At 44.7% G+C, this 22169-nt stretch carries 16 protein-coding genes; 11 read left to right on the top strand and 5 right to left on the bottom strand.

Annotation, left to right across the window (positions count from 1 at the left end; translation table 11 throughout):
- Positions 1-211 precede the first annotated feature (211 nt).
- The 6 genes from ftsL (at position 212) to ACR63T_RS12785 (ending at position 8581) form a co-directional block, all read left to right on the top strand.
- Positions 212-679, top strand: coding sequence for a cell division protein FtsL (gene ftsL, locus ACR63T_RS12810; RefSeq protein WP_305899098.1), 468 nt, complete (start codon positions 212-214; stop codon positions 677-679).
- The gene (locus ACR63T_RS12805; RefSeq protein ID WP_305899097.1) at positions 676-2784 is read left to right on the top strand and encodes a peptidoglycan D,D-transpeptidase FtsI family protein; all 2109 of its coding nucleotides are present in this window, start codon (positions 676-678) and stop codon (positions 2782-2784) included. Before ftsL ends, ACR63T_RS12805 begins: the two co-directional genes overlap by 4 nt.
- 231 nt (positions 2785-3015) lie before the next feature.
- Positions 3016-4668, top strand: a complete 1653-nt coding sequence (locus ACR63T_RS12800; RefSeq protein WP_472784223.1) for a UDP-N-acetylmuramoyl-L-alanyl-D-glutamate--2,6-diaminopimelate ligase — start codon at positions 3016-3018, stop codon at positions 4666-4668.
- A gap of 113 nt (positions 4669-4781) precedes the next feature.
- On the top strand, positions 4782-6257 hold the full coding sequence (locus ACR63T_RS12795; RefSeq protein WP_472785286.1) for a UDP-N-acetylmuramoyl-tripeptide--D-alanyl-D-alanine ligase: 1476 nt from the start codon (positions 4782-4784) through the stop codon (positions 6255-6257).
- A gap of 3 nt (positions 6258-6260) precedes the next feature.
- Complete coding sequence (gene mraY / locus ACR63T_RS12790; RefSeq protein ID WP_305899095.1) at positions 6261-7379, top strand: phospho-N-acetylmuramoyl-pentapeptide-transferase; 1119 nt, start codon at positions 6261-6263, stop codon at positions 7377-7379.
- Between the two features lie 146 nt (positions 7380-7525).
- Entirely contained in the window at positions 7526-8581 is a 1056-nt protein-coding gene (locus ACR63T_RS12785; protein ID WP_472784222.1) for a putative RNA methyltransferase, read from the top strand.
- Here ACR63T_RS12785 and cls read toward each other — a convergent pair.
- Positions 8562-10013: a cardiolipin synthase gene (gene cls, locus ACR63T_RS12780; protein ID WP_472784221.1), complete on the bottom strand. Its 1452-nt coding sequence runs from the start codon at positions 10011-10013 to the stop codon at positions 8562-8564. The genes ACR63T_RS12785 and cls overlap by 20 nt on opposite strands.
- 405 nt (positions 10014-10418) lie before the next feature.
- Between cls and ACR63T_RS12775 the strand changes: the two genes are divergently transcribed.
- From ACR63T_RS12775 to ACR63T_RS12765, 3 genes are all read left to right on the top strand, one after another.
- Entirely contained in the window at positions 10419-12206 is a 1788-nt protein-coding gene (locus ACR63T_RS12775; RefSeq protein ID WP_472784220.1) for a TrkH family potassium uptake protein, read from the top strand.
- A 24-nt stretch (positions 12207-12230) separates the two neighbouring features.
- Positions 12231-12932, top strand: coding sequence for a potassium channel family protein (locus ACR63T_RS12770; RefSeq protein WP_305899091.1), 702 nt, complete (start codon positions 12231-12233; stop codon positions 12930-12932).
- Positions 12933-13031: 99 nt separating this feature from the next.
- Positions 13032-13577, top strand: coding sequence for a DUF3124 domain-containing protein (locus tag ACR63T_RS12765; RefSeq protein ID WP_305899090.1), 546 nt, complete (start codon positions 13032-13034; stop codon positions 13575-13577).
- A gap of 89 nt (positions 13578-13666) precedes the next feature.
- On the opposite strand, the gene ACR63T_RS12760 is transcribed toward ACR63T_RS12765, so the two are convergent.
- Complete coding sequence (locus tag ACR63T_RS12760; RefSeq protein ID WP_201570495.1) at positions 13667-14797, bottom strand: S-(hydroxymethyl)glutathione dehydrogenase/class III alcohol dehydrogenase; 1131 nt, start codon at positions 14795-14797, stop codon at positions 13667-13669.
- Positions 14798-14970: 173 nt separating this feature from the next.
- Here ACR63T_RS12760 and ACR63T_RS12755 point away from each other — a divergent pair, with 173 nt between their 5' ends.
- Both ACR63T_RS12755 and uvrA read left to right on the top strand, forming a co-directional pair.
- On the top strand, positions 14971-15840 hold the full coding sequence (locus ACR63T_RS12755; protein WP_305899089.1) for a LysR family transcriptional regulator: 870 nt from the start codon (positions 14971-14973) through the stop codon (positions 15838-15840).
- Between the two features lie 417 nt (positions 15841-16257).
- Complete coding sequence (uvrA, locus tag ACR63T_RS12750; RefSeq protein ID WP_472784219.1) at positions 16258-18849, top strand: excinuclease ABC subunit UvrA; 2592 nt, start codon at positions 16258-16260, stop codon at positions 18847-18849.
- Positions 18850-18854: 5 nt separating this feature from the next.
- On the opposite strand, the gene ACR63T_RS12745 is transcribed toward uvrA, so the two are convergent.
- From ACR63T_RS12745 to ACR63T_RS12735, 3 genes are all read right to left on the bottom strand, one after another.
- Positions 18855-19640, bottom strand: a complete 786-nt coding sequence (locus tag ACR63T_RS12745) for a YdcF family protein (RefSeq protein ID WP_305899087.1) — start codon at positions 19638-19640, stop codon at positions 18855-18857.
- 193 nt (positions 19641-19833) lie between these two features.
- Positions 19834-21036 (bottom strand): CynX/NimT family MFS transporter, encoded by a 1203-nt coding sequence (locus ACR63T_RS12740; RefSeq protein WP_472784218.1) that lies wholly within the window; start codon positions 21034-21036, stop codon positions 19834-19836.
- 384 nt (positions 21037-21420) lie between these two features.
- On the bottom strand, positions 21421-22128 hold the full coding sequence (locus ACR63T_RS12735) for a hypothetical protein (RefSeq protein WP_472784217.1): 708 nt from the start codon (positions 22126-22128) through the stop codon (positions 21421-21423).
- Positions 22129-22169: the final 41 nt, after the last annotated feature.

Genomic DNA, 22169 nt, shown 5'->3' with positions numbered 1-22169 from the left:
TGCTAGTCTTTGTTGCTTGTCTTAATTTTGCTTGAATAACTTTTTAGTGTTTTATAAGCAATAGCTAAGCAAAGGTACTGCTAGTTTCTTATCAAATATAACTGACATTTTTATTATTGCAATGAACTATAAAAACTCTTTATGACACATTGAGATTTATAGCATTTTGAGATAATTATTTTATATGTAAGCTCACCTTTCCGAGATCGTCATGGCACTATCAGGCAAACCGACTACCCGACACAAAGCGACATCACAGGCTACCACTGACGTCAGTGAGATCTTCGTACAGCGTTTTAATGTGGTCAGTATTTACGTTTTAGTACTACTGTTGCTAGCAGCGGGTATCATCTGGAGCGGTATCAAAACGGCTGACGGCGTACAGCAGTATCATCAGGATTATAAAACTTTGCAAGATATGAAAAAGCAGCATCGCAAATTACAAGTAGAGCATCAGCGCTTATTGATCGAGCAGCAAACCTTCAGTGCTACCCCGCAGATTGCCAGTCGTGCTGTCTCTGAGTTGAACATGTATTCGCCAACCCTAAAAGACAAGCTTATTATTCAACTGGGTGCGCCAGTAGCGGCTAGCGCTACGCCTAAACCTGTTGTAGCTGACAATAATGAATTGGACGAATCGTTAGAAGCGACACCTAACGCGTTGGGGGCAGGTCAATGAGCGATAAAAAACCAACCGCTAAAGGCACTGCTAAAACCGGTAATAAAAAATCAGCCACTGATAAATCGGCAGCAGGCCCAGCAGGAAAAGTCATCAAACCTCTACGTCGTAATAGCACAAAAGGTAGCAAAGAGGCGGCTAACAAGGCTAAAGATACCAGTAAAAGTCGTACCAGTAGACTGACCCAGCGATTAAAAAACAATACTTCGAAAGGCGCTTATACTAGCGTCAAAAACCGCAGCAAGCGCCCCTTTAATAAAGCTTCTGGTGCGTCATCGCGTGGCGGCTTTGAGAGTGATAAAAACCGCTTTCGTACTATTTGGGGTATTGCACTTATCGTCTTAGTTGGCTTGATAGGTCGCGCTTATTATATTCAAGTCGCCAATGCACAGTTTTATCAAGATAAAGGTAATGAGCTAATCACCAGCGTGCGTACGCAAAAGTCCTACCGCGGTATGATAACTGATCGCAACCAGCTACCGCTCGCAGTCAGTGCGCCATTGGCCACGGTCTCTTTTAGTCCGCATGACTACGCGCAAGAGTACTATGAGCTCAAGCGTATTGTCATCGAAAACCCTGATCATCCACAGATGCAAGCACGGATGCAAAAGCGCTTAGATAATATGGACCTGACTCCGCTGGCGGTAGCGGCTAATATCCCTTTAGAAAAGTTACAACAGGCTGCCGCTATTGATACTAGTGTCGATGTCACGGATGCCGATGCCGTAAAAGCAGCGCTACCCTCAGGCGCAGGCTCGCACTATCTGCCGCTACTTAATAAAGTCACCCCTGAGATTGCCCAAAGCGTCAGCTCTCTTGACTTCCCAGGCGTCTATGAAAAGAACTTTTTTCAGCGCTATTATCCACAGCCGCAGCCTAACTCACAGCTGTTAGGCTTTATGGGTCAAAACGCCAATGATCCCGATGGCGGCTATGAGGGGCGAGCAGGTATTGAGCGTCAGTTTGAGTCGATGCTATCAGGAGAGGATGGCAAAGTACTGATCTTAAAAGACGCCAAGCAAAATAGCTTACGAGAGCTTAAGCAACTTAAGCCAGAAATCGCAGGGCAAGATATGGCATTGACCATTGATTCGCGCTTGCAATATCTGCTGTATAAAGAGTTAGAGAAGGCGGGTCGCTTGCAGCAAGCGCGGTGGTCAACAGGTATGATCGTTGATGTACAGACAGGTGAAGTATTAGCGCTATCGACATGGCCTTCGTTCAATTCTAATAATCTCAATGAAATGACGGGTGAAAACCAGCGCAATCGCGCGCTGCTTGATGTGTTTGAGCCTGGCTCTGTGATGAAGCCCTTTACGGTTGCCGCAGCATTGGATTCAGGCAAATATACCTCTAATTCGCTTATTGATACCAATCCAGGCTCTATTCGTGTGCAAGGCTATACGATTCGTGACCATAACAATTTGGGCACCATTAACTTTGCGACGCTTTTGCAAAAATCTAGTAACGTCGCTTCAACCAAAATTGCATTATCACTACCGCCTGATGCTATCACTAATATGCAGCATAACTTTGGCTTTGGTAGCAAGACGCCATTGCAGTTCCCAGGTGAGGGCACAGGACGAGTAACAACGCCAAAAGAAAAAGAGTATTCGCGTCGGGCAACCGTCAGCTATGGTTATGGTCTACAAGTCACACTGGCGCAAGTTGCACAAGCTTATGCGGCATTGGCCTCAGGCGGAGTGATGCATCCATTGACCTTGGACAAAAATGCTAAGCCACTGCCAAGTAAGCGCATCATGGAGCATGAGCAGGCGATGGATATTGTAAAAATGCTAGAGGCAGTCACTGAGCCTGGCGGTACAGCAAAAGCGGCGGCTATTGATGGCTATCGCGTTGCGGGTAAGACAGGTACTTCACGACGTATCAATCCAGACGGTGGCTATTATACTGACCAGTACCGTAATGTGTTCGCTGGTATGGCACCTGCATCCAACCCCAAGCTAGTAGGGGTGATACTGCTAGAGGATCCGCGTGGTCTGCATTATGCAGGTCTAACTGCAGCGCCAGTTTTTCATAACGTGATGAAAGAAGCGCTACGTCTCTACAACGTACCTTTAGATAAGCCTTTAGAGACGCAGTAGCTAGTGTATTAGGCTATCTATTATTGGCAGTTATCGTTGGCAGTTATTAGCGACAGGCTTGAATACGCTAACCCCTTTACGCGTCTTGTTTTTATTTAGGATTAACTTTAATGCTTATAATTAATTATAAGCGTTAAATAATTTATAAATTAATTTCACCCTATTTTTTGCATCGACCCTTTTAACGAGTTATGCTAACGGCTATTTTTATTATTTGTCTAGGATTTGCCCATGACTCAAGCTTCTGATAATACTGTGACTTTTGATACTGCAACTTTGCAACAGCTAATAGACAGTAGTAGCGATAGTACGATAAATCAGTCATTAAGAGGCATAGCTCGAGCAGCAGATGGTCTAGATTCAATTAATGAAATCCCTTTTCATCAGCTTTGTTTAGATAGTCGGCAAGTCAATAAAGGCGACGTTTTTGTCTTGCTCACTAGCCAAACGCAAAATCCTCAAGCCAGTTCAGAGTATCTTAAACAAGCCGCCGCGCAAGCCGCCTTTATTTTATCTGAGATTGAGCCCAGTACTTTGCTAGCTACTGATGATGAATCCGCTAACAACACGCAGGATTTAGACAACCTACCTTGTCCTGTGCTATACGTGCCTAATATTCGTGATGTATTGGGAGATTTAGCGCAAGCAAAGCTGCAGTATCATCAGTCTGTCGCCCTACCGAGCGTAGTAGCCGTGACAGGTACTAATGGTAAGACCACTATTAGTCAATTGGTTGCGCAATTAGCACGGCTGGCGTCACTCAGCAGTGCCGTTATGGGCACAGCAGGCAATGGCAGACTGGGCGCTTTGGTACAAGCTAGCCATACCACAGGCGATGCCTTGGCAGTGCAGCAGTTCTTACATCAGATGGGTGTAGAAAGCGCCGATCTATTAGCGCTTGAGGCCAGCTCGCACGGCCTTGATCAGCAGCGTCTGCAAGGCGTGCCTATAAAAGTTGCCATTTATACCAACCTTAGTCGTGATCATCTTGATTATCATACTGATATGGATGAGTATGTCGCGGCAAAGGCGAAGCTGTTTGATCGTCGCTATTTTCCAGATCTGACCCACGCTATTATTAATATCGATGATGCTCATGGTGAAAACTATGCGCAAGTGATGCTAGATACGGCATATGCCAGCAATCTAACAGTCTGGACGTATAGCTTACAGCCCTCAGCGCAAGCTACCTTTGTCGCCACTGATATTGAACCGAGTTTGGAGGGGGTAAAGATCACTTTACGCACCCAAATCGCTGATACTCAAACGACGGATATAACCGTAGTTAGCCCCTTATTAGGGCGTTTTAATGTGGCTAATCTACTAGCCGCTATCGGTGCTGTAGTCGCACTTGGTATAGATATTGAGCAGGTAGCCAAGCTAGTACCACAGCTGCAAGGTGCTGTCGGACGGATGCAGCGCGTGGCATCTAACGACGGCTGTTTTATAGTCGATTACGCGCACACGCCTGATGCCCTCAGCCAAGTGCTCGCTAGTCTAAAAACGCATTGTAAAGGTCAGTTATGGGCAGTGTTCGGCTGCGGCGGTGATCGTGATAGCGGCAAGCGTCCATTGATGGCGCAGGCAGGTCTAGCAGGTGCTGACCGCGTCATCTTGACCGCCGACAATCCGCGTACTGAAGATCCGAAGCAGATATTACAAGACATGCAAGTCGGTATGAGCACTGAGCAATATCAGCGTACCTATATCGAGCCTGCTCGCAGACAAGCGATTGAATATGCGGTTAATCATGCAGGCGTAGATGATATCGTAGTTATCGCAGGCAAAGGCCATGAGACTTATCAAGAGATCCATGGCGTGCGTCATGACTTTGATGACAGTATCGTATTGCAGCAAGCGCTGCAGCAAGCAGGGCGGTTATAATTATCTGCTGAACTGTTGATTAACCCCTGCGTTTAAATTAATAACTGTATTTAAGTTCACACCTACTTTTACATTAATAAATAAAAATAAGCCGCTACTTAGAGGTAACAATGATGACCGCCGATACTGAAAATACGATACAGTCGCAAGGGCTTTATGTTTGGCAAGCTGACAATCTGCTAGCAGCCACGACGACACTCGATGGGCGTTGGCAGCTTCCTGAAACTCAAAAAACCGCTGATAACCAAGCTAGTGATGATAAGACGGCTGCCCATATTGTCACAGCCAATCGTATTGCTACCGATACACGGACTATAAAGAGCGGCGATATCTTTTTGGCCTTACAAGGCGATAACTTTGATGGTCATGATTATATCGATCTAGCCGCTTCTAAAGGCGCACTTGCCACTATTGTCTCGCGCCCGATTTCAACGAGTATTCCACAGTTAGTGGTCAGTGATACGCGCTTGGCTCTGGGACATTTGGCTGCACATCGCCGTCAGCAGCATAAAGACGTAACTATTATCGCTATTACAGGCTCCAGTGGTAAGACCACTTGTAAGGAGATGCTAGGCAGTATTTTTGGTCGCTTAGCACCAACCCTTATCACCCGTGGTAACCTAAATAATGACTTAGGCGTGCCCATGATGCTGCTTGAGCTCTCCGATCATCATCGCTATGCCATTATAGAGCTTGGCGCCAATCATATCGGTGAGATTGCTTATACTACCGAAATTGTCCGCCCTGATGTGGCTTGTATTCTCAATATTGGCACAGCACATTTGGGAGAATTCGGTAGTCGTGAGGGTATTTGCCAAACTAAGGCTGAGATTTACCATACTCTAAAGGCTGAGCAGTACGCTATCGTGCCCGATAATGACGATTTTACTAACCAGTTGCGCCGCATTGCTGAGGATAACACTGCAAACGTCATTGGCTTCGGTAATACCGATGTTAGCGCCAGCCACCTCGATGTTGAGCCTGCGAGTAGCGAGTTCAAATTACATATTGGCACGCAAGTAAAAGATATCTGTCTGCCATTGGCGGGCGAGCATAATGTCAATAATGCTTTGGCAGCTGCCGCCTGTGCCCATGCCCTTAACATCAGTATAGATGACATCGTTGTCGGGTTAGAGAATGCCCGTCCAGCAAAAGGCCGTTTAGATAGTCAGATGCTAGGCTTGCATCGCTTAATCGATGATACTTATAACTCTAACCCGCATTCGGTACGGGCCGCGACCAAAGTATTAGCCGCGCAAACAGGTACGAAAATTTTAGTATTAGGAGATATCGGCGAGCTTGGCGCGGCGGCGGTCAGTGAGCACCAAAGCTTAGGTCGAACGATTGCTACCGCTGGCATAGATATATTGCTTTGTGTTGGTGAATACGCAGGTTATACGGTAGCAGGTGCCAAAGAGATTGGCACAGCGGATAGTATCAACGCGCAAGCTTTCGATGATAAAGACAGTCTTTTATCTTATTTACAGCAGTATTTACAAGTGCAGCAATTGCACCCTTGTACGGTATTGTTCAAGGGGTCGCGATTTATGGAAATGGAAACCCTTATTGATGCACTAGTAAAGGAGTAGGCGGTGTTAGTTTGGTTGTTTGAATGGCTTAGCCAGTATTATACGCCGTTTTCTGCGGTATCCTCTTTAACCCTGCGAGCTTTATTGGCGGTCGTGACAGCGCTAGCTTTGAGCATGACCTTTGGTGGTCGGGTCATTCGTCATTTGCGCACGCTTAAGTACGGGCAGGCTATACGTAATGACGGGCCACAGTCGCATCTAGCGAAGACTGGGACACCGACGATGGGCGGGGTGATGATCTTAGCCACTATTGCGATATCGACACTCTTGTGGGCGCGACTAAACAATCCTTATGTGTGGATTCTGCTGGTGGTGATGATTATCTTTGGGGCAGTCGGTTGGACTGATGATTGGCTCAAGATCAAATATAAAGATCCCAAAGGTTTGATCGCGCGCAAAAAGTACTTTTGGTTATCGATGGGTGCGCTATTCGTTGGCGCATCGCTTTATTATATTGCCACCCTCCAGCCAGATATCACGACTACCAGAGCGATGCAGGATTTATTATTGCCTGTCTTTAAAGATTGGGTCATTCCTTTCTCAGCGCTACCACTGGGTATTGGCTTTATTATTTTTACCTATTTCGTGATTAATGGTGCCTCCAATGCGGTCAACTTAACCGATGGCTTGGATGGTTTGGCTATCTTGCCTGTGGTGTTAGTGGCGGCAGGTCTTGGTGCGATGGCTTATGTTTCGGGTGATGTACGTTTCTCCGAGTATTTGCATGTGCCTTATATCGCCTATAACTCTGAGGTTATTATCGTTTGTGGCGCTATGGTTGGCGCAGGTCTAGGATTTTTGTGGTTTAACGCGCATCCTGCCCAAGTATTTATGGGTGATGTTGGCGCGCTAGCATTAGGTGCAATGCTGGGAACGATTGCAGTCATGACCCGCCAAGAGATCGCCTTTGCGATTATGGGTGGCTTATTTGTCGCTGAAGCCTTATCCGTTATATTACAAGTAGGCTCTTACAAATTGCGTAAGAAGCGTATCTTTCGTATGGCGCCACTACATCATCACTTTGAAGAGATCGGTTGGAAAGAGACCCAAGTGGTGGTTCGATTCTGGATTATCGCTATCTTATTAGTGATCTTTGGTCTTATGACCTTGAAACTAAGATAAAACTTAGCTTTATCAATTAACTTATTAGCTATCAATTTACCTACTAAAAAGGCGCTTGTTAGAGCATTTTTAGTAGGTTAAATAAGCTGAGTTTTGCTAAGATGCTGTTTTAATTTTTCTACTTTTTTGCTGCCTTTGAGAATGTCGTGTCCTTATTTATTTGCCCGCTTTGCCAGTCACCACTGCAACCTGCTATTTATAATTGGTGTTGTGATGGCAGTCTCAATCCTAAACAAACGACGCACAGCTTTGATGTGGCGCGGCAAGGGTACGTCAATCTGTTACCGGTACAGCAAAAGAAGTCCAAAGCGCCCGGTGACAGTGCTTTATCAATTAAGGCGCGGCAACGTTTTTTGCAGGCAGGCTACTATCAGCCGCTACGAGACTTAATCTGTGAGCAAATAACCTTATGGTTAGCTAAAGAGATGTCAGTCAAAGAGCGGGCGTATAATGAACAGGTCGCTTATGCTAACAGACGCTGGCTCGATATTGGCTGCGGTGAGGGCTACTATACTCAAGCGCTAGCAGAGCAAGTCGATATCGATGAGCTAATAGCTGCTGATATCAGTAAGCCTGCATTGATAGAAATGGCAAAAGGTAGTAAAGCGGCGCATACTTTGTGGTATCAACAAGACGTTGCAAACACCAATCAAGGAGTTAATCATGAGCAGACGCGCCAACAAAGCCAAAAAGATAGTCAGCAGCCGTCGCCGAAAAAGACTGTTGTTTACCCAATCGTTACCAGCGCCGCTCATCTACCGCTACAAGCGCAGAGCATAACGGGTATTAGTAGTATTTTCAGTCCGATACTGCCAGCAGCATTCGCTCAGGTTTTGCAAGATAATGGCTATCTAATCATTGCCAAACCTGATAGTGGTCATCTAGCAAGTATGCGCGCAGCACTATTTGATGAGGTTCGTGAGCATGATTCAGACAAGTTTTTGACTGAGCTTGCGCCGTATTTTACTTTGCTTGAGACCCATCAAGTAAGCACTGAGTTGAGCTTGTCAGCAGAAGCGCTGGCGGACTTATTGACCATGACGCCGTATGCGTATCGGGCGCAAATTGATAAGCGTCGAGCCTTACTAGATTTGGTTGATACTAAGCCTTTTATAACAGAAGCTAAGTTTGTTGTTTATATATTGCAGAAGACGTCAAAGGGCGAGGCTCAAACCAGACACTCTAAAGAACAGGCCCCATAGTCGCAACGATATTATTCCATATTTTATAAGGGACTGACCACGCCTCAACATGCTCGCGAAGCACCTCATCTGAGTCAGCGATGTATTGAAACTGCCGCTCAACGATATCGGCAGTCAGCGTTTTATCGCTGATAACCACGTTATTCTCATAGTTCAAATCAAAGCTGCGCAGATCAAGATTGGTTGAGCCGATCAAGCTGATTTCGCCATCAATAGTCAAAGTCTTAGCGTGCAGTAGCCCAGGCTTATACTCATAGATTTTTACGCCCGCCTCAAGCAATTGCCAGTAGTAGCTATGAGAAGTCGCTGCAACCACAAAAGAGTCGTTTTTTTGGGGGAAAATCATCGTCACATCGACACCGCGATAGGCTGTCGCGCACAAAATGCTAACTAGCGAATAATCAGGAACAAAGTAAGGGGTGGAGATAATAAGCGTGTGCTGGGCTTGGCTAATCAGTGCGCCCAAGAACTGCGGGGTGGTGCCATGACGCTGAGTTGGCCCGTCGGCAAATACCTGAGCTGCAAAACCATCAGCCTGCTGTTCACTATCGATATCAGTATAATACTTAAAGCTCTCAACGGGAGTTTCAGGGTTTTGAGTGAGCCAATCACTAGCGAACAACATCTGATTTTGGGCAACCACTGGTCCTTCAACTCGTAACATGATATCTACCCATGGTGCGTATTTTGGCTTAACGCGAAATTCAGGATCGGCGCAGTTACGACTGCCACAATAGCCAATTTTACCATCTATCACAGTGATTTTGCGGTGATTGCGTAGATCTAAACGGCTGAATAAGATAACCTTTATTAGGTTGCTAATCGGTAGCGCTACGCTCACTTGTACACCAGCATCCTGCATATCTTGCCAAATCCTCGAGCCGATCATCTTACGCGAACCCATACCGTCGACCATCGCCCGACAAGTCACTCCGCGACGAGCGGCGCGCATCAGTGCCTCTGCTGTATCTATACCCATGCCATCGATCAGCCAAATATAATACAAAACATGAATATGATCGGTTGCCGCATCAAAGTCTGCAATCATACGCGCCTGAGTATCGGCTGCATCCGCCATTAGCTCAGCACGATTGCCAAGTGTGGTATGAAAGCCAGTCACATTAGCCGAATAAGCAAACGCAGCCTGATAGGCGGGTTTTATAGCCTCTGCTAATGAGGCCTTGTGACCGAGCACTTCAGGATCATGGCTATGCAATCTATCGATAATCTGTCGATGCTCGCGCTCAAAGCCACGCCCTAAGTGAATCTCACCAAACATCCAATATACAACTACGCCAATATAGGGCAGGATAAACAGAATGACCAGCCAAGCCAGCCGCGCAGGTGAGGATAAATCATGGCGAGCTAAAACTCTAAGAGAGATAACGATCAGCAAAATAAAGTGAATCGTTAGCAGTATGTCAGTGACCATAAAAATATCCGATAGTAGGCAGGTGTGCTGGTAGAGAGTCAGCTTTGAGTGATTATAAACCACTCTACCATAAAGTAAGTTTTCATCAGCAAGGTGGTCATTTTCGATAAATAATAGATATTAGTTTAGCGAAAAAGGACAGTAGAAATTAGGTGATTGTCATTAGGGTTTGTCATTTATTAGCTTGAATAATTGGTTACTATTATTAGAATATTTTTTTAGCATCTTTATTAAAAGTGGCGTATAAATGATTTGGAAAATAGGTTTGCACTGGCGTAATAAGCGTTTTTTAAGCGTCAAAATCGAATGATGGTTATGGTCTGATTAAATACAGATTTTGCTATAAATTTATTTTGATTTTCGCTCTATTATTCGCAACTTTACCGCCTCTATCGGACTCAAGCTATGCGCGCAGCCATACCTTATCGGTTGTTAAATAAAATAGCCATTGTCATCAGCTTTTTTGGGGTTGGCATCGCGCTAATCGACAGTGGCTTTACGCTGACAACTTGGCTACAGCAGCTATTTCACTTTTTTTATTTGGCTATTATTGTCATAGGGTTTTTAGCGATCTTAGATCGTTATATGCGCCCAAAAACGCTGCTAGTTCTGCATGAGCTACTATTCAATAAAGTCGCTATATTTGACTTTTTTACGAGCATAACTATCATCATATTACTGGCGCTACATTTTACTGATTTATTACAGTCAGGATTTTCAATGGCTGTTGATGGTTTTGTCGCGATTAAAGTTGCAGTATTTGTCACTTTTATTCGTGAGATATCCGATACCGATTTCAACTTAAAGCGTACCTTTTTAAATCCAGGCCAGTTTTTTATCTTAAGCTTTATGTCAGTGATTCTGCTTGGCGCGCTGTTATTGATGATGCCTAAAGCCACGACCCAATCGATATCTTTTGTCGATGCGCTGTTTACAGCGACGAGTGCGGTCTGTGTGACGGGGCTGATAGTAGTCGATACTGCAACTGATTTTACCACCTTTGGACAAGTCATTATTATGGGTCTTATCCAAATTGGTGGCTTAGGTATTTTGACTTTTGTCACTTACTTTAGCTATTTTTTTAAGGGTGGTGTCAGTTATGAGACCCAGCTAAGCATCGGTGAGATGACCTATGCGCGAAGAATGGGCGATGTCGTCGCTACTCTTAAATCTATTCTCTATGTCACTTTTGGCGTTGAAGCAGTAGCGGCTGCGCTGATCTTTATTAGTATCTATGATCTACCCAATATGGATTTATCCGAACGCTTGTTTTTTGCCACCTTTCATGCGGTTTCAGCATTTTGTAATGCAGGTTTTTCGACGTTTAGCGCGGGACTCTATGATGAGGCACTCCGTTTTAATTACCCTTTGCAATTAACCATTGCGACTACTTTTATATTCGGTGGCTTAGGTTTTATTATCGTAGTTAATCTATTGCGTTACTTGCGCTATCGTACCGAGCGGTTGCTATACCACAATAGTTATAGTAATGAGCCTCGGTATAACTATCAGCCGTGGCTACTTAATATCAATAGCCGTATTACATTGATCACCACTGGGATCTTACTGTTGATCGGGCTAGTTGGGGTGATGATATTTGAGTACAACGGGGTACTGGCAGAGCATAATAGTATTTTTGGTAAGCTAATAGCAGGGTTCTTTACCGCAGCGACGCCAAGGACCGCAGGCTTCAATAACGTTGATATGGACAGCTTAGCTTTTCCAACGATTATGCTGACTATATTTTTGATGTGGGTTGGTGCCTCTCCAAATTCGACGGGTGGCGGTATCAAAACCAGCACCCTTGCTATTGCATTATTAAATACCTTGAGCTTAGCACGGGGACTGTCTAGAGTGGAGGTGTTCCAACGCGAAATCGCAGACATTTCTATTCGCCGCGCTTTTTCCATTATGTGGCTATCGCTGTTGGTTATCGGTTCTGGTGTGACCATGATGAGCTACAACCAGCCTGAGCTTGACTTATTTAAAGTCGTTTTTGAGTGTTTCTCAGCCTATAGCACAGTCGGTTTGAGCCTCAATCTGACAGCTACTTTGTCAGATTTTAATAAGATAGTGGTCGTGGTTATCATGTTCGTTGGGCGAGTGAGTATGCTCACTATCTTTATCGCTTTGCTCAAAAACACTCGTCAACGCAACTATCGTTATCCCACCGAAGAGATTACGATTAACTAAGCTCAGTCATCTAGTAGGAGAGTTATGAAATTTATTATATTAGGCTTAGGAAGCTTTGGCTCATCATTGGGCATAGCGCTGACCAGTCAAGGTCATGAGGTGATCGGTATCGACAGCAATATGCAAAAGGTCGAAGCTTACAAAGAAGTTATCTCGCATACTATCTGTATGAGTGCCACTGATGAGTATGCTGTCAAAGGCTTGCCGATTATTGACACTGATATCGTCATCGTCGCTATAGGTGAGGATCAAGGCGCTAACGTCATGGCAACCGCCTTATTTAAAACCCTAAAAGCTAAACGTCTGATCAGTCGTAGTATTAACCCCTTACATGAGACCGTATTGCAAGCTATCGGAGTGGATGATATTTTTCATCCTGAGAAAGAATCGGCAATGCGCTGGGCAAAACGCCTGTCATTACGCTATTTTGTAGATTCGTTTGAGCTAAGCGACACTTTTAGTATGGTTGAGATTAAGATACCGCAAGCTTTGGTGGGTAAAGCGGTCAATGAGCTAAAACTTGAGCAAAAGTTTAACATCAAGCTACTAAGTACTTTATGCTATGAAGAATACGAGGACAGCTTTGGACTTATGCAAAGCAAACCAAGCATCCAAGGCTTGGTCACTCCTGAGCAAATACTACAAAAAAACGATGTGCTAGTGGTCTATGGCGCCAATAAGCATATCAATCAGTTCTTGCGTAGTGTTGGAGTCAGAGTACATTAGTAGGCTGGTATATTGACTCTCAGCTGTTTACACTGATAACGACCAACACTAGTAACTATCTGTAATAACCGTTATTTGGATGTATAAAGGAAAAAGGTCATGACTAAATGTCGACTCTCCATACTTAGCATCAGCGTAGTACTACTGCTGTCAGGTTGCAATTCGCCCGATTTAGACCCTAATGTTGTACTGTCTGAGGATCAGCAAGACCCAATCAAAGAGCTTGAGATTACACAAGCGGTCGATCGTAGTCAGTTTCAGTATAAGCAAACCTTTTATGTACCGATCTACTCCGATATCTATACTGATAGAGATAATCGCAAAGTCTTGCTATCAGCGACGTTGAGCGTGCGTAATACTACCCTAAATAAGTCACTTTATATTAATAAAATTGATTATTATGATACGCACGGTAATTTTGTAAAAGCCTATTTAGACAAGCCTATTGAGCTACCAGCGATGGGCACGCTCAATTATATTGTTGAAAAGGAAGAGAATAGAGGCGGTGCAGGGGCTAATTTTATCGTTGAAGTTGAAGGCATAGATGAGACAGTGACGCCAGTGATAGAGGCTGTTATGATTGGCAATTTTAGCAATAAAGCCTTTGCGTTTAGTACAGAAGGCACACCTGTCATACACGAGTAACTACGACAACTCAAAATATAATAACTCAATCAAAAATGCTGCCCCATCTCGGGACAGCATACTTATGACTTAAATTAGATAGCTGACTTTTATGATTTAAAATGCAACACTGTACGAATACTCTCACCTTTATGCATCAAGTCAAACGCTTCATTAATATTTTCTAATGGCATGGTATGAGTGATAAAGTCGTTCAATGGGATATCACCTTGCATATAACGATCGACGTAACCAGGCAGCTCTGAACGGCCTTTAACCCCACCAAATGCTGAACCACGCCAGACGCGACCTGTTACTAGCTGGAATGGACGGGTTGAAATTTCTTTACCTGCACCAGCGACACCGATGATAACCGACTCGCCCCAGCCTTTGTGGCAGCACTCAAGCGCTGAACGCATGACATCGACATTACCGATACACTCAAACGAGTAATCAACGCCGCCATCCGTCATCTCAACGATGACCTCTTGGATAGGCTTATCGTAGTCTTTAGAGTTGATGCAATCAGTCGCGCCTAGTTTTTTAGCCAATTCAAATTTATCTTCGTTAATATCAACGCCAATGATACGGCTGGCTTTGGCCATTTTGGCACCGATAACGGCTGCGAGTCCAATACCACCAAGACCAAAGATAGCCACAGTAGCGCCTTCTTCAACCTTGGCGGTATTCATGACCGCGCCCATACCGGTCGTCACGCCGCAACCAAGTAAGCAAACTTTTTCTAATGGTGCGTCTTTATTGACTTTGGCCAATGAAATCTCTGGCAATACTGTGTATTCAGAAAAGGTTGAGCAACCCATATAATGGTAAATTGGCTCACCATCTTTATAAAAACGCGTTGTGCCGTCTGGCATTAAGCCTTTACCTTGAGTCTCGCGCACTGCTGAGCATAGGTTGGTTTTACCTGATAAGCAAAATTTACATTCGCCACATTCTGCGGTATATAAAGGAATGACATGATCGCCAACTTGCACGCTGGTGACACCTTCACCGATTTGCTCAACGATACCGCCACCTTCATGACCTAAGATCGCTGGGAACACACCTTCTGGATCCTCACCCGATAGCGTATAAGCATCGGTATGACAGACACCACTAGCAAGAATTTTTACTAATACTTCGCCTTTGCGCGGCAGCATCACATCGACTTCTTCGATCGATAATGGTTGGTTTGGTCCCCAAGCGATGGCGGCTTTAGATTTGATAAATTTATCTGACATAACAGTCTCTCTTTTTTTAGTGAATTGGACTTTTAGTATATGCAAGCCTTAACTGTAATAAACGAGTGTTATAGACTGTAGCATATTTAAGCTTATAGTAACTATTATACTTATTTCTGAACTGATGATAATATGCTATATTCGAAAATATCTTTTACGCTGTGGTAACAATCATGAAATGGGAAGGTATTAGCGAATTTGTCTACGTGGCTGAATACGAAAGCTTTACTAAAGCCGCCAAAAATATTGGTCTCTCAACCGCACAAGTCAGTCGTCAAGTAAGCGCCTTAGAGAAGCGTCTGAATATCAAGTTGCTGTATCGCACCACGCGTAGGGTATCGCTCACTGAAGAGGGGCAAGTGTTTTACCAGCACTGCCGCGCGGTGCTAGACGGTTTAGATGCTGCTGAGCAAGCCGTCAGTAATTTGCAATCAAAACCGCAAGGTAGGATTAAGCTTACCGCCCCAGTCACCTATGGAGAGCAACAGTTACTACCACTAGTGAATGACTTTATGATGCGCTATAGCGATATCGAAGTGACCGCTTTTTTGAGTAATCAAACGGTTGACTTATTAGAGGGCGGTTATGATTTAGCGATTCGTATCGGTAATTTAAATGATTCGACAATGATGGCTAAAAAACTCAGTAGCCGCACCAACTTTGTTTGTGCCGCGCCTGCTTATATCAAAAAATACGGTGTACCAAACACGCTGACTGAGCTTGGCCAGCATAACTGTTTGCTTGGCACCTTGGATTACTGGCATTTTAAAGAACAGGGCAAAGAGCGCAATATTCGGGTGACTGGTAGCGTGCGTTATAACAGCGGTTATAGTTTGGCTGACGCCGCACTAAAAGGGCTTGGTATCGTGCAGTTGCCTGATTATTATGTGCAAAAGTATTTACAATCAGGAGCGCTGATAAGCATATTAGATAGCTATAGAGAGCCTGAAGAGGCTATATGGGCGCTCTACCCGTACAATCGTTATTTATCCCCCAAAATTAGGCTGTTAGTAGAGTTTTTAGCAGAGCGCTTGCTTCCATAATGAGCTTAAAATACACAGATAACTATTACTCACCCGTAAAGGTCTTTTACTATTTGGGGTCATTATATTTTACAAAGAACCAGATATAATGGTTACCACTAAATAGGAAGGTGGCTACGTTGCACTTTGATCCACTACGACTAAACTATAAAAATCCCGCAGCTATGATGGGATTTTTTTGTCTCTGAACGACGAGTAAAGCTATGTAAGTAATGCGTACTGTGTCAGTAAGGTGTTATCTATACCAGTACAGCAAAATGTTAAGATTATCTTCATTCCCTTCTATTATTTATACAGCTTCAAGTTACTTAACTTCGAGCGATAAACGCTTCTCTATAAATTCCTCAAAAATTTCTTTGAAAAATACAATTAAAACACATCAAAACTAAAACATACAAAAATAGGAACAGCCTTTTTATGGCCACTACTAATGATAAAAGTGCTAACAATAAGCGTATTGATAATAACTCCCTAGATAATCCAGATCATAGTATTCAAGCAGGTCACAGCATCCAAGTAAGAGGCGCACGCGTTCATAATCTAAAAAATGTCGATATCGATTTGCCGCGTGATAAATTAGTAGTATTCACTGGTATCTCTGGTTCCGGCAAGTCGTCGCTAGCGTTTGGTACTTTATTTGCCGAATCGCAACGCCGCTACCTAGATTCAGTATCGCCTTATGCAAGGCGCTTGATAGATCAAGTCGATGAGCCAGATGTCGATGCGATAGAAGGGCTGCCGCCAGCGGTCGCCCTACAACAACAGCGTGGTACGCCTTCGGTACGCTCATCAGTCGGTAGTATAACTACGATCTCAAATGGTCTGCGCATGCTTTACTCACGGGCGGGTGAGTATCCTGCTGGTCAAGATATCTTGTATGCTGATGCGTTTTCGCCAAATACTCCAGAGGGCGCTTGTCCAACTTGTTCAGGTATTGGCCGCGTGTTCGAAGTCACTGAGCAGCTGCTAGTTCCTGATCCTACTAAGACCATTCGGGATAGAGCGATTGCTGCATGGCCACCCGCATGGCAAGGTCAGAATTTAAGCCGTATTCTAACTACCTTGGGTTACGATATCGATGTACCTTGGCATAAGCTGCCTAAAGCAACTCGCGATTGGATACTATTCACTGATGAGACGCCAACCGTACCTGTCTATCCAGAATATAATATCGAGCAAGTACGTGCGGCCATCGACAGTAACGAAAAACCTAATTATAAAGGCACTTTTACCAGTGCCAAAAACTTTATTCTGCACTCTTTTGCAACAACTCAAAGCCCGCTCACCAAAAAGCGGGTGTCTCAATTTATGCAAATCTCAGTATGCCCAGAGTGTCATGGCAAAAAGCTAAAACGAGCGTCGCTATCGGTCAAATTTGCTGGACTGGATATCGGTGAATTATCGCAACTAACACTCACCGAAGTCGCGCTTGAGCTACGTGCTGCTGCCGAAGCTAAACCAACTGATGATACTGTAGATCGAGAAAAAGCCATTGTCGCTCAGCGTATTGCTAGTGATATTCTCTCGCGTGTCGAGGCATTGACGATGCTAGGATTGGGCTACTTATCGCTTGAGCGTACTACGCCGACCTTATCGCCAGGTGAGCTGCAACGCTTGCGCTTAGCCACTCAAATTCGCTCGAAACTTTTTGGAGTAGTGTATGTACTGGATGAACCTTCTGCTGGTCTGCATCCTGCTGATACTCAAGCGTTATTAGGCGCGTTAGATGAGCTTATCGCGTCTGGCAACTCGGTATTTGTAGTCGAACACGATGTCAGTGTTATTCGACATGCTGATTGGATAGTCGACGTTGGCCCCGATGCTGGAGCTCATGGCGGCGAAGTGATTTATAGTGGTCCTGTCGAGGGACTACGTACAGTTAAACAGTCACATACAGGTCAGTATCTTTTTAATACTGCTAAAAGCATTACTGAGCGCGCGCAACGTCCGCCGAGACAGCCTATAGCTTGGCTAAAACTCGCAGGGGTTGAGCGCAATAACTTGCAAGGGTTAGCTGTCGAGTTCCCGTTAGGGGTGATGACTACCGTAACAGGGGTATCCGGTTCAGGTAAATCGAGCTTGGTGAGTCAGGCGCTGGTTGAGCTGGTCTATGAGGTACTAGGACAAAAACCAGTCATAGAAGCGCCAACGGGTGAAGCTGATTTATTAGAGCAAGAGTTAGAGACCCCAACGGGTGGTCAAATCATCGCTGGCATGGATGATATAAAACGATTAGTCACTGTCGATCAAAAGGCTATTGGGCGTACACCGCGCTCTAACTTAGCGACTTATACTGGGTTGTTTGATCATGTGCGTAAGCGGTTTGCAGCCACCGACGAGGCCAAAGCACGCCGTTATAATGTCGGTCGTTTTTCATTTAATACTACCAAAGGTCGCTGCCCTAATTGTGAAGGCTTAGGCTTCGTGATGGTCGAGCTGCTGTTTTTACCTAGCGTTTATTCTCCCTGTCAAGTCTGTCATGGTCAGCGCTATAATGAGGACACGTTAGAAATCACATATCGCGATAAAAATATCGCTGAAGTACTGGCGCTTACGGTTGAGAGCGCCTGTGAGTTCTTCATTGATGAGCCATCTATTTTGCGAGCATTAGATGCTTTATTACAAGTTGGGCTAGGCTACTTAAGATTAGGTCAGCCAGCTACTGAACTCTCAGGTGGTGAAGCGCAACGCATCAAACTAGCTACCGAATTACAGCGCAGCCAGCGTGGCGATACGCTTTATGTGCTGGATGAACCGACCACTGGCTTGCACCCTAAAGACGTATCAATGTTGATGGCGCAATTGAATGGACTAGTCGATGCAGGCAACACGGTTATTATGGTCGAGCATGATATGCAAGTGGCTAGCAATAGCGACTGGGTTATGGATATCGGCCCTGGCGCAGGAGACGCGGGTGGACATATTGTCGCTCAAGGTGTGCCTAAACAAGTGGCTTGCTCTGAGATCAGTAAAACTGCCCCGTTTTTATTGGTAGAGTGTGAGTCTTAACCCTTTTAATATTCATTTAATAGCCAGCCACTAACAAAAGCAAAATACTCTCGAAACCAAGCGTTATAACGGACGGACAATGGGGTGGGGCTGGCTAGTAATATTGGCTGCTTATAGCCTTGGTGACGGGCAATAGCTGCTGAGCGGATCGTATGAAAATCGCTGGTGACGATAGCGATAGGCTCATTTAGACTGACTGATTGAGCTGCTAAAATAGCTTGGCTATTGATTAGATTCTCCTCTGTGCTGGTGCTCTCGCCTTCTTGCGTCACTCGCGCTAAAGGTATGCCGTGAGTCTCATAAAGATAAGTCGCCATAATATCGGCTTCACTACGCGTGCGCCCAAAGCCCACCCCACCACTGGTAATAACGACAGCTTGCGGTTGTGATTTGATAACAGGTACAGCTCTATCTAATCGGGCGGCGAGCGTTGGCGTTGGCTGACCACCGACTGTGCCTGATCCTAATATAATGACAGCGGCAACGGGCGGTGTAACTTGCTTACTCAGCTTAATCTGCTGTTGCAAAGACCCTATAAATACGCCAAAACTCACTAGCCATAATCCAAACAAAATCCATAGCGCGTGCCAGCTGATATTGAGCCAAGTGCTTTGAATCACAAAATTGCGAATAGTATGCCAAAACAGTCCATGAGCGATAAAGATAAGACCTATTAAAAGTGGCACTACGGTACTGAAATTAATTTTGTCAACAGCAATCAAGATGACGCAGTCTATAATAAAAACTAAGCCGCTAATGGTGAGTAAGGTACGTAAGACTTTAAGTAACATCGGCTACCTTTTATTGTGTTGAGCGTAATTGCTTTAAGCGAAAACTGTTTTGAGCGCCATAAGCCTTTATTCCAAAGCTTTTAGGCCTGCTTGAGTAATGACAGCGGTATTAACTATATTTTGCGCTATTGCACCGGTTAATGTAGGTAGAGTTTGCATATCAGCTTCAAAATAAGTAGTTGTCTAAAGAATGTTAATAGTCCATAGTTGCAGCATAACTGTCAGGATTAAACCTTATAGTGACCGCTAACATGCCTATTAACGTCAAAATAAGCATGACCCAAATAATCTGGAAACCGCCTTGCCATTCATGTAGTGAGCCTGCAAAGTAGGGGACAATCGCAGTAATAATAAAACCAATACCTTGCACAAAAGCAGTCAGTGCACCCGCCAAGTTTGGTGCAGATAAATGATCAAGTGCTACCGTTAGTGTCAACGAAAAACAAGCGCCAAGGCCTGCGCCTATTAGAGCTGCCCACAGCAATAATAGTGACTCAGGCATCAGGATTAATCCTGCAAAGCCTAAAAGCTGAATACCGACGGCGAAGAATAACCAAGACCTGCGATCTAGCCGACTGTTTGAGAGCGCAGGAGCGCCTAGTGCGCCTATCACCTGAAATATGGTCATAATGCCGATCAGCTCACCGCTACTTTGAGCGCTCCACCCTAGACCACGTGCATAAGTCGGCAAAAAAGCAATCATACAAGCGTAGCCTGCATTGGCAAGGCCAAAATAGATGGCGAGTAGCCACGCACGGCGATTCTTAAAAAAGTTAACCAGCACGCTACTTTGTGTGGTCTGAGTCGCCTTGGCTGGTCGAAACCACCACATCAATAAGGCAATAACGGGCAATATTAACCACACACCGAGTCCTGCCTGCCAGCTACCATAATGCTGAGCGATTGACGGGCTAAAGGTCGCTGCAATACCGCCGCCTACCATCAAAAATGCAGAATAAATTCCCATCGTTAGTGGTACACGATGGGGATACCAGCGCTTGACCACACCGGGTGCCATCGACTGTACAATGGCGATACCAATACCGCCTAACAACGTACTGAAAATCAACGCCTCACTTGAAGTTAGCCCTAGTCGCCATAACCCTGATAAAGCAATGGCGATCAATCCGCCTATGATCCAAGTGCTCTCACTTAAGCTTTTACCTAGCCAAGGCAGTAGTAGCGGATAGATGCCCATACACAGCATAGGCAGCACTACCAGTAGCGAGGCAGTCTGCAAGCCAATCCCTGTGCTAAGTCGAATCTCATCCAGTAACGGGCCAGTAGATGTCAAAGTCGGGCGCAGGGTCAATGCGAGCGCCGCTATGACTAGTATAGGCCATAATGAGCTAAGCGCTGATGTCTGAGTATTTGATTTGGAGTAATCAGTGCGCATTTATAAGGCCATCAGAAATAGGAGAGAGGGGTCTAGGTAGATAACGTTGCAGGACTAAGTAGTTTTATTCTCAATAAAAAACAGCGCCCTAAATATAACTTTAGGACACTGATTATTTTACTAATTTATACTGTTCATTAGTGGCGTTGACAATCAATTGCACTGGCAGCAGTTTGTACAGCAATTGCAGCTCTTGCAAGTGGCTGAATTTTTACAATCGCATTTTGGGCAACTGCAGCTATTATCATTAGCATAGTGAATAAAAGCTTTTGTAGTCAATACCATAATAAATTCCTTTTTATAATAAACGAGTTACTAGTATTGCAAACCCCACTAAAGAATTCAGTAAAGCTATTGTCAAGTTATTAGGCAAGTTAGTAAAACCTACTGGCTCATCAGTTCAATCGTACCGTTACCATTTTCAGCAGGCTGTGTAATAACCACTTTGCTAGCCAAGATATCACCTTGAGCATTAATGTTATAGCATTCTGTCGATGCACTATCAGGGTCATTATTAAGTAGTAGATTCCCAGAGGTCCCTATACAGAACCATGCGGTTTTATTGCTATCTTGAGTCAGTGACCATGTCTGCTCATAAATGCCCAATTGGCGGCTCATCGTTTGATCGGTATAGACCGTATCAGTGACAAAACTGCTAGACTCGCCAACGCGCGCGCTCTTGGGGATGCTGGAGGTTTGATTCGATACTGAGTATATACCTGTGTTGTCCGTAAAGCCGTGGAATACTAGCGGATTCAACGTAAAGTAGTTAGTAGCAACGGCTTGATTGGTCACTTGACCCGATAGAGTGCTAATAGTGCTGATTTCGCCACCTTGTACAGATTTGCCATTGAACAGCATAGCCCCTTTGGGCGTGACTTTGATATCTGCCGTTACGGTTTGACCATCGACTATTGCCATTAGTTTTGCACTACGCGCTTTGGTATAGATGTTGAGCATCGTGGCTTCAATTGGGTATTGGGTGACTATAGTCGTGTTATCTGTAGTGCCCATCGGTGCGCCGTTAATGGTGACACAAGCGCTCAGGCTCAGGCCAAGCCCTGCTATTATCCCTAATCCTAAGTTTTGCATAGTTCGATCCCTATTTGAATGTTGAAAGTTATTATTATAAA

This window comes from Psychrobacter sp. M17(2026), assembly GCF_055699815.1.
Note: the sequence above shows the minus strand (reverse complement) of the source record. Positions and strands in the feature narration are given on the sequence as shown.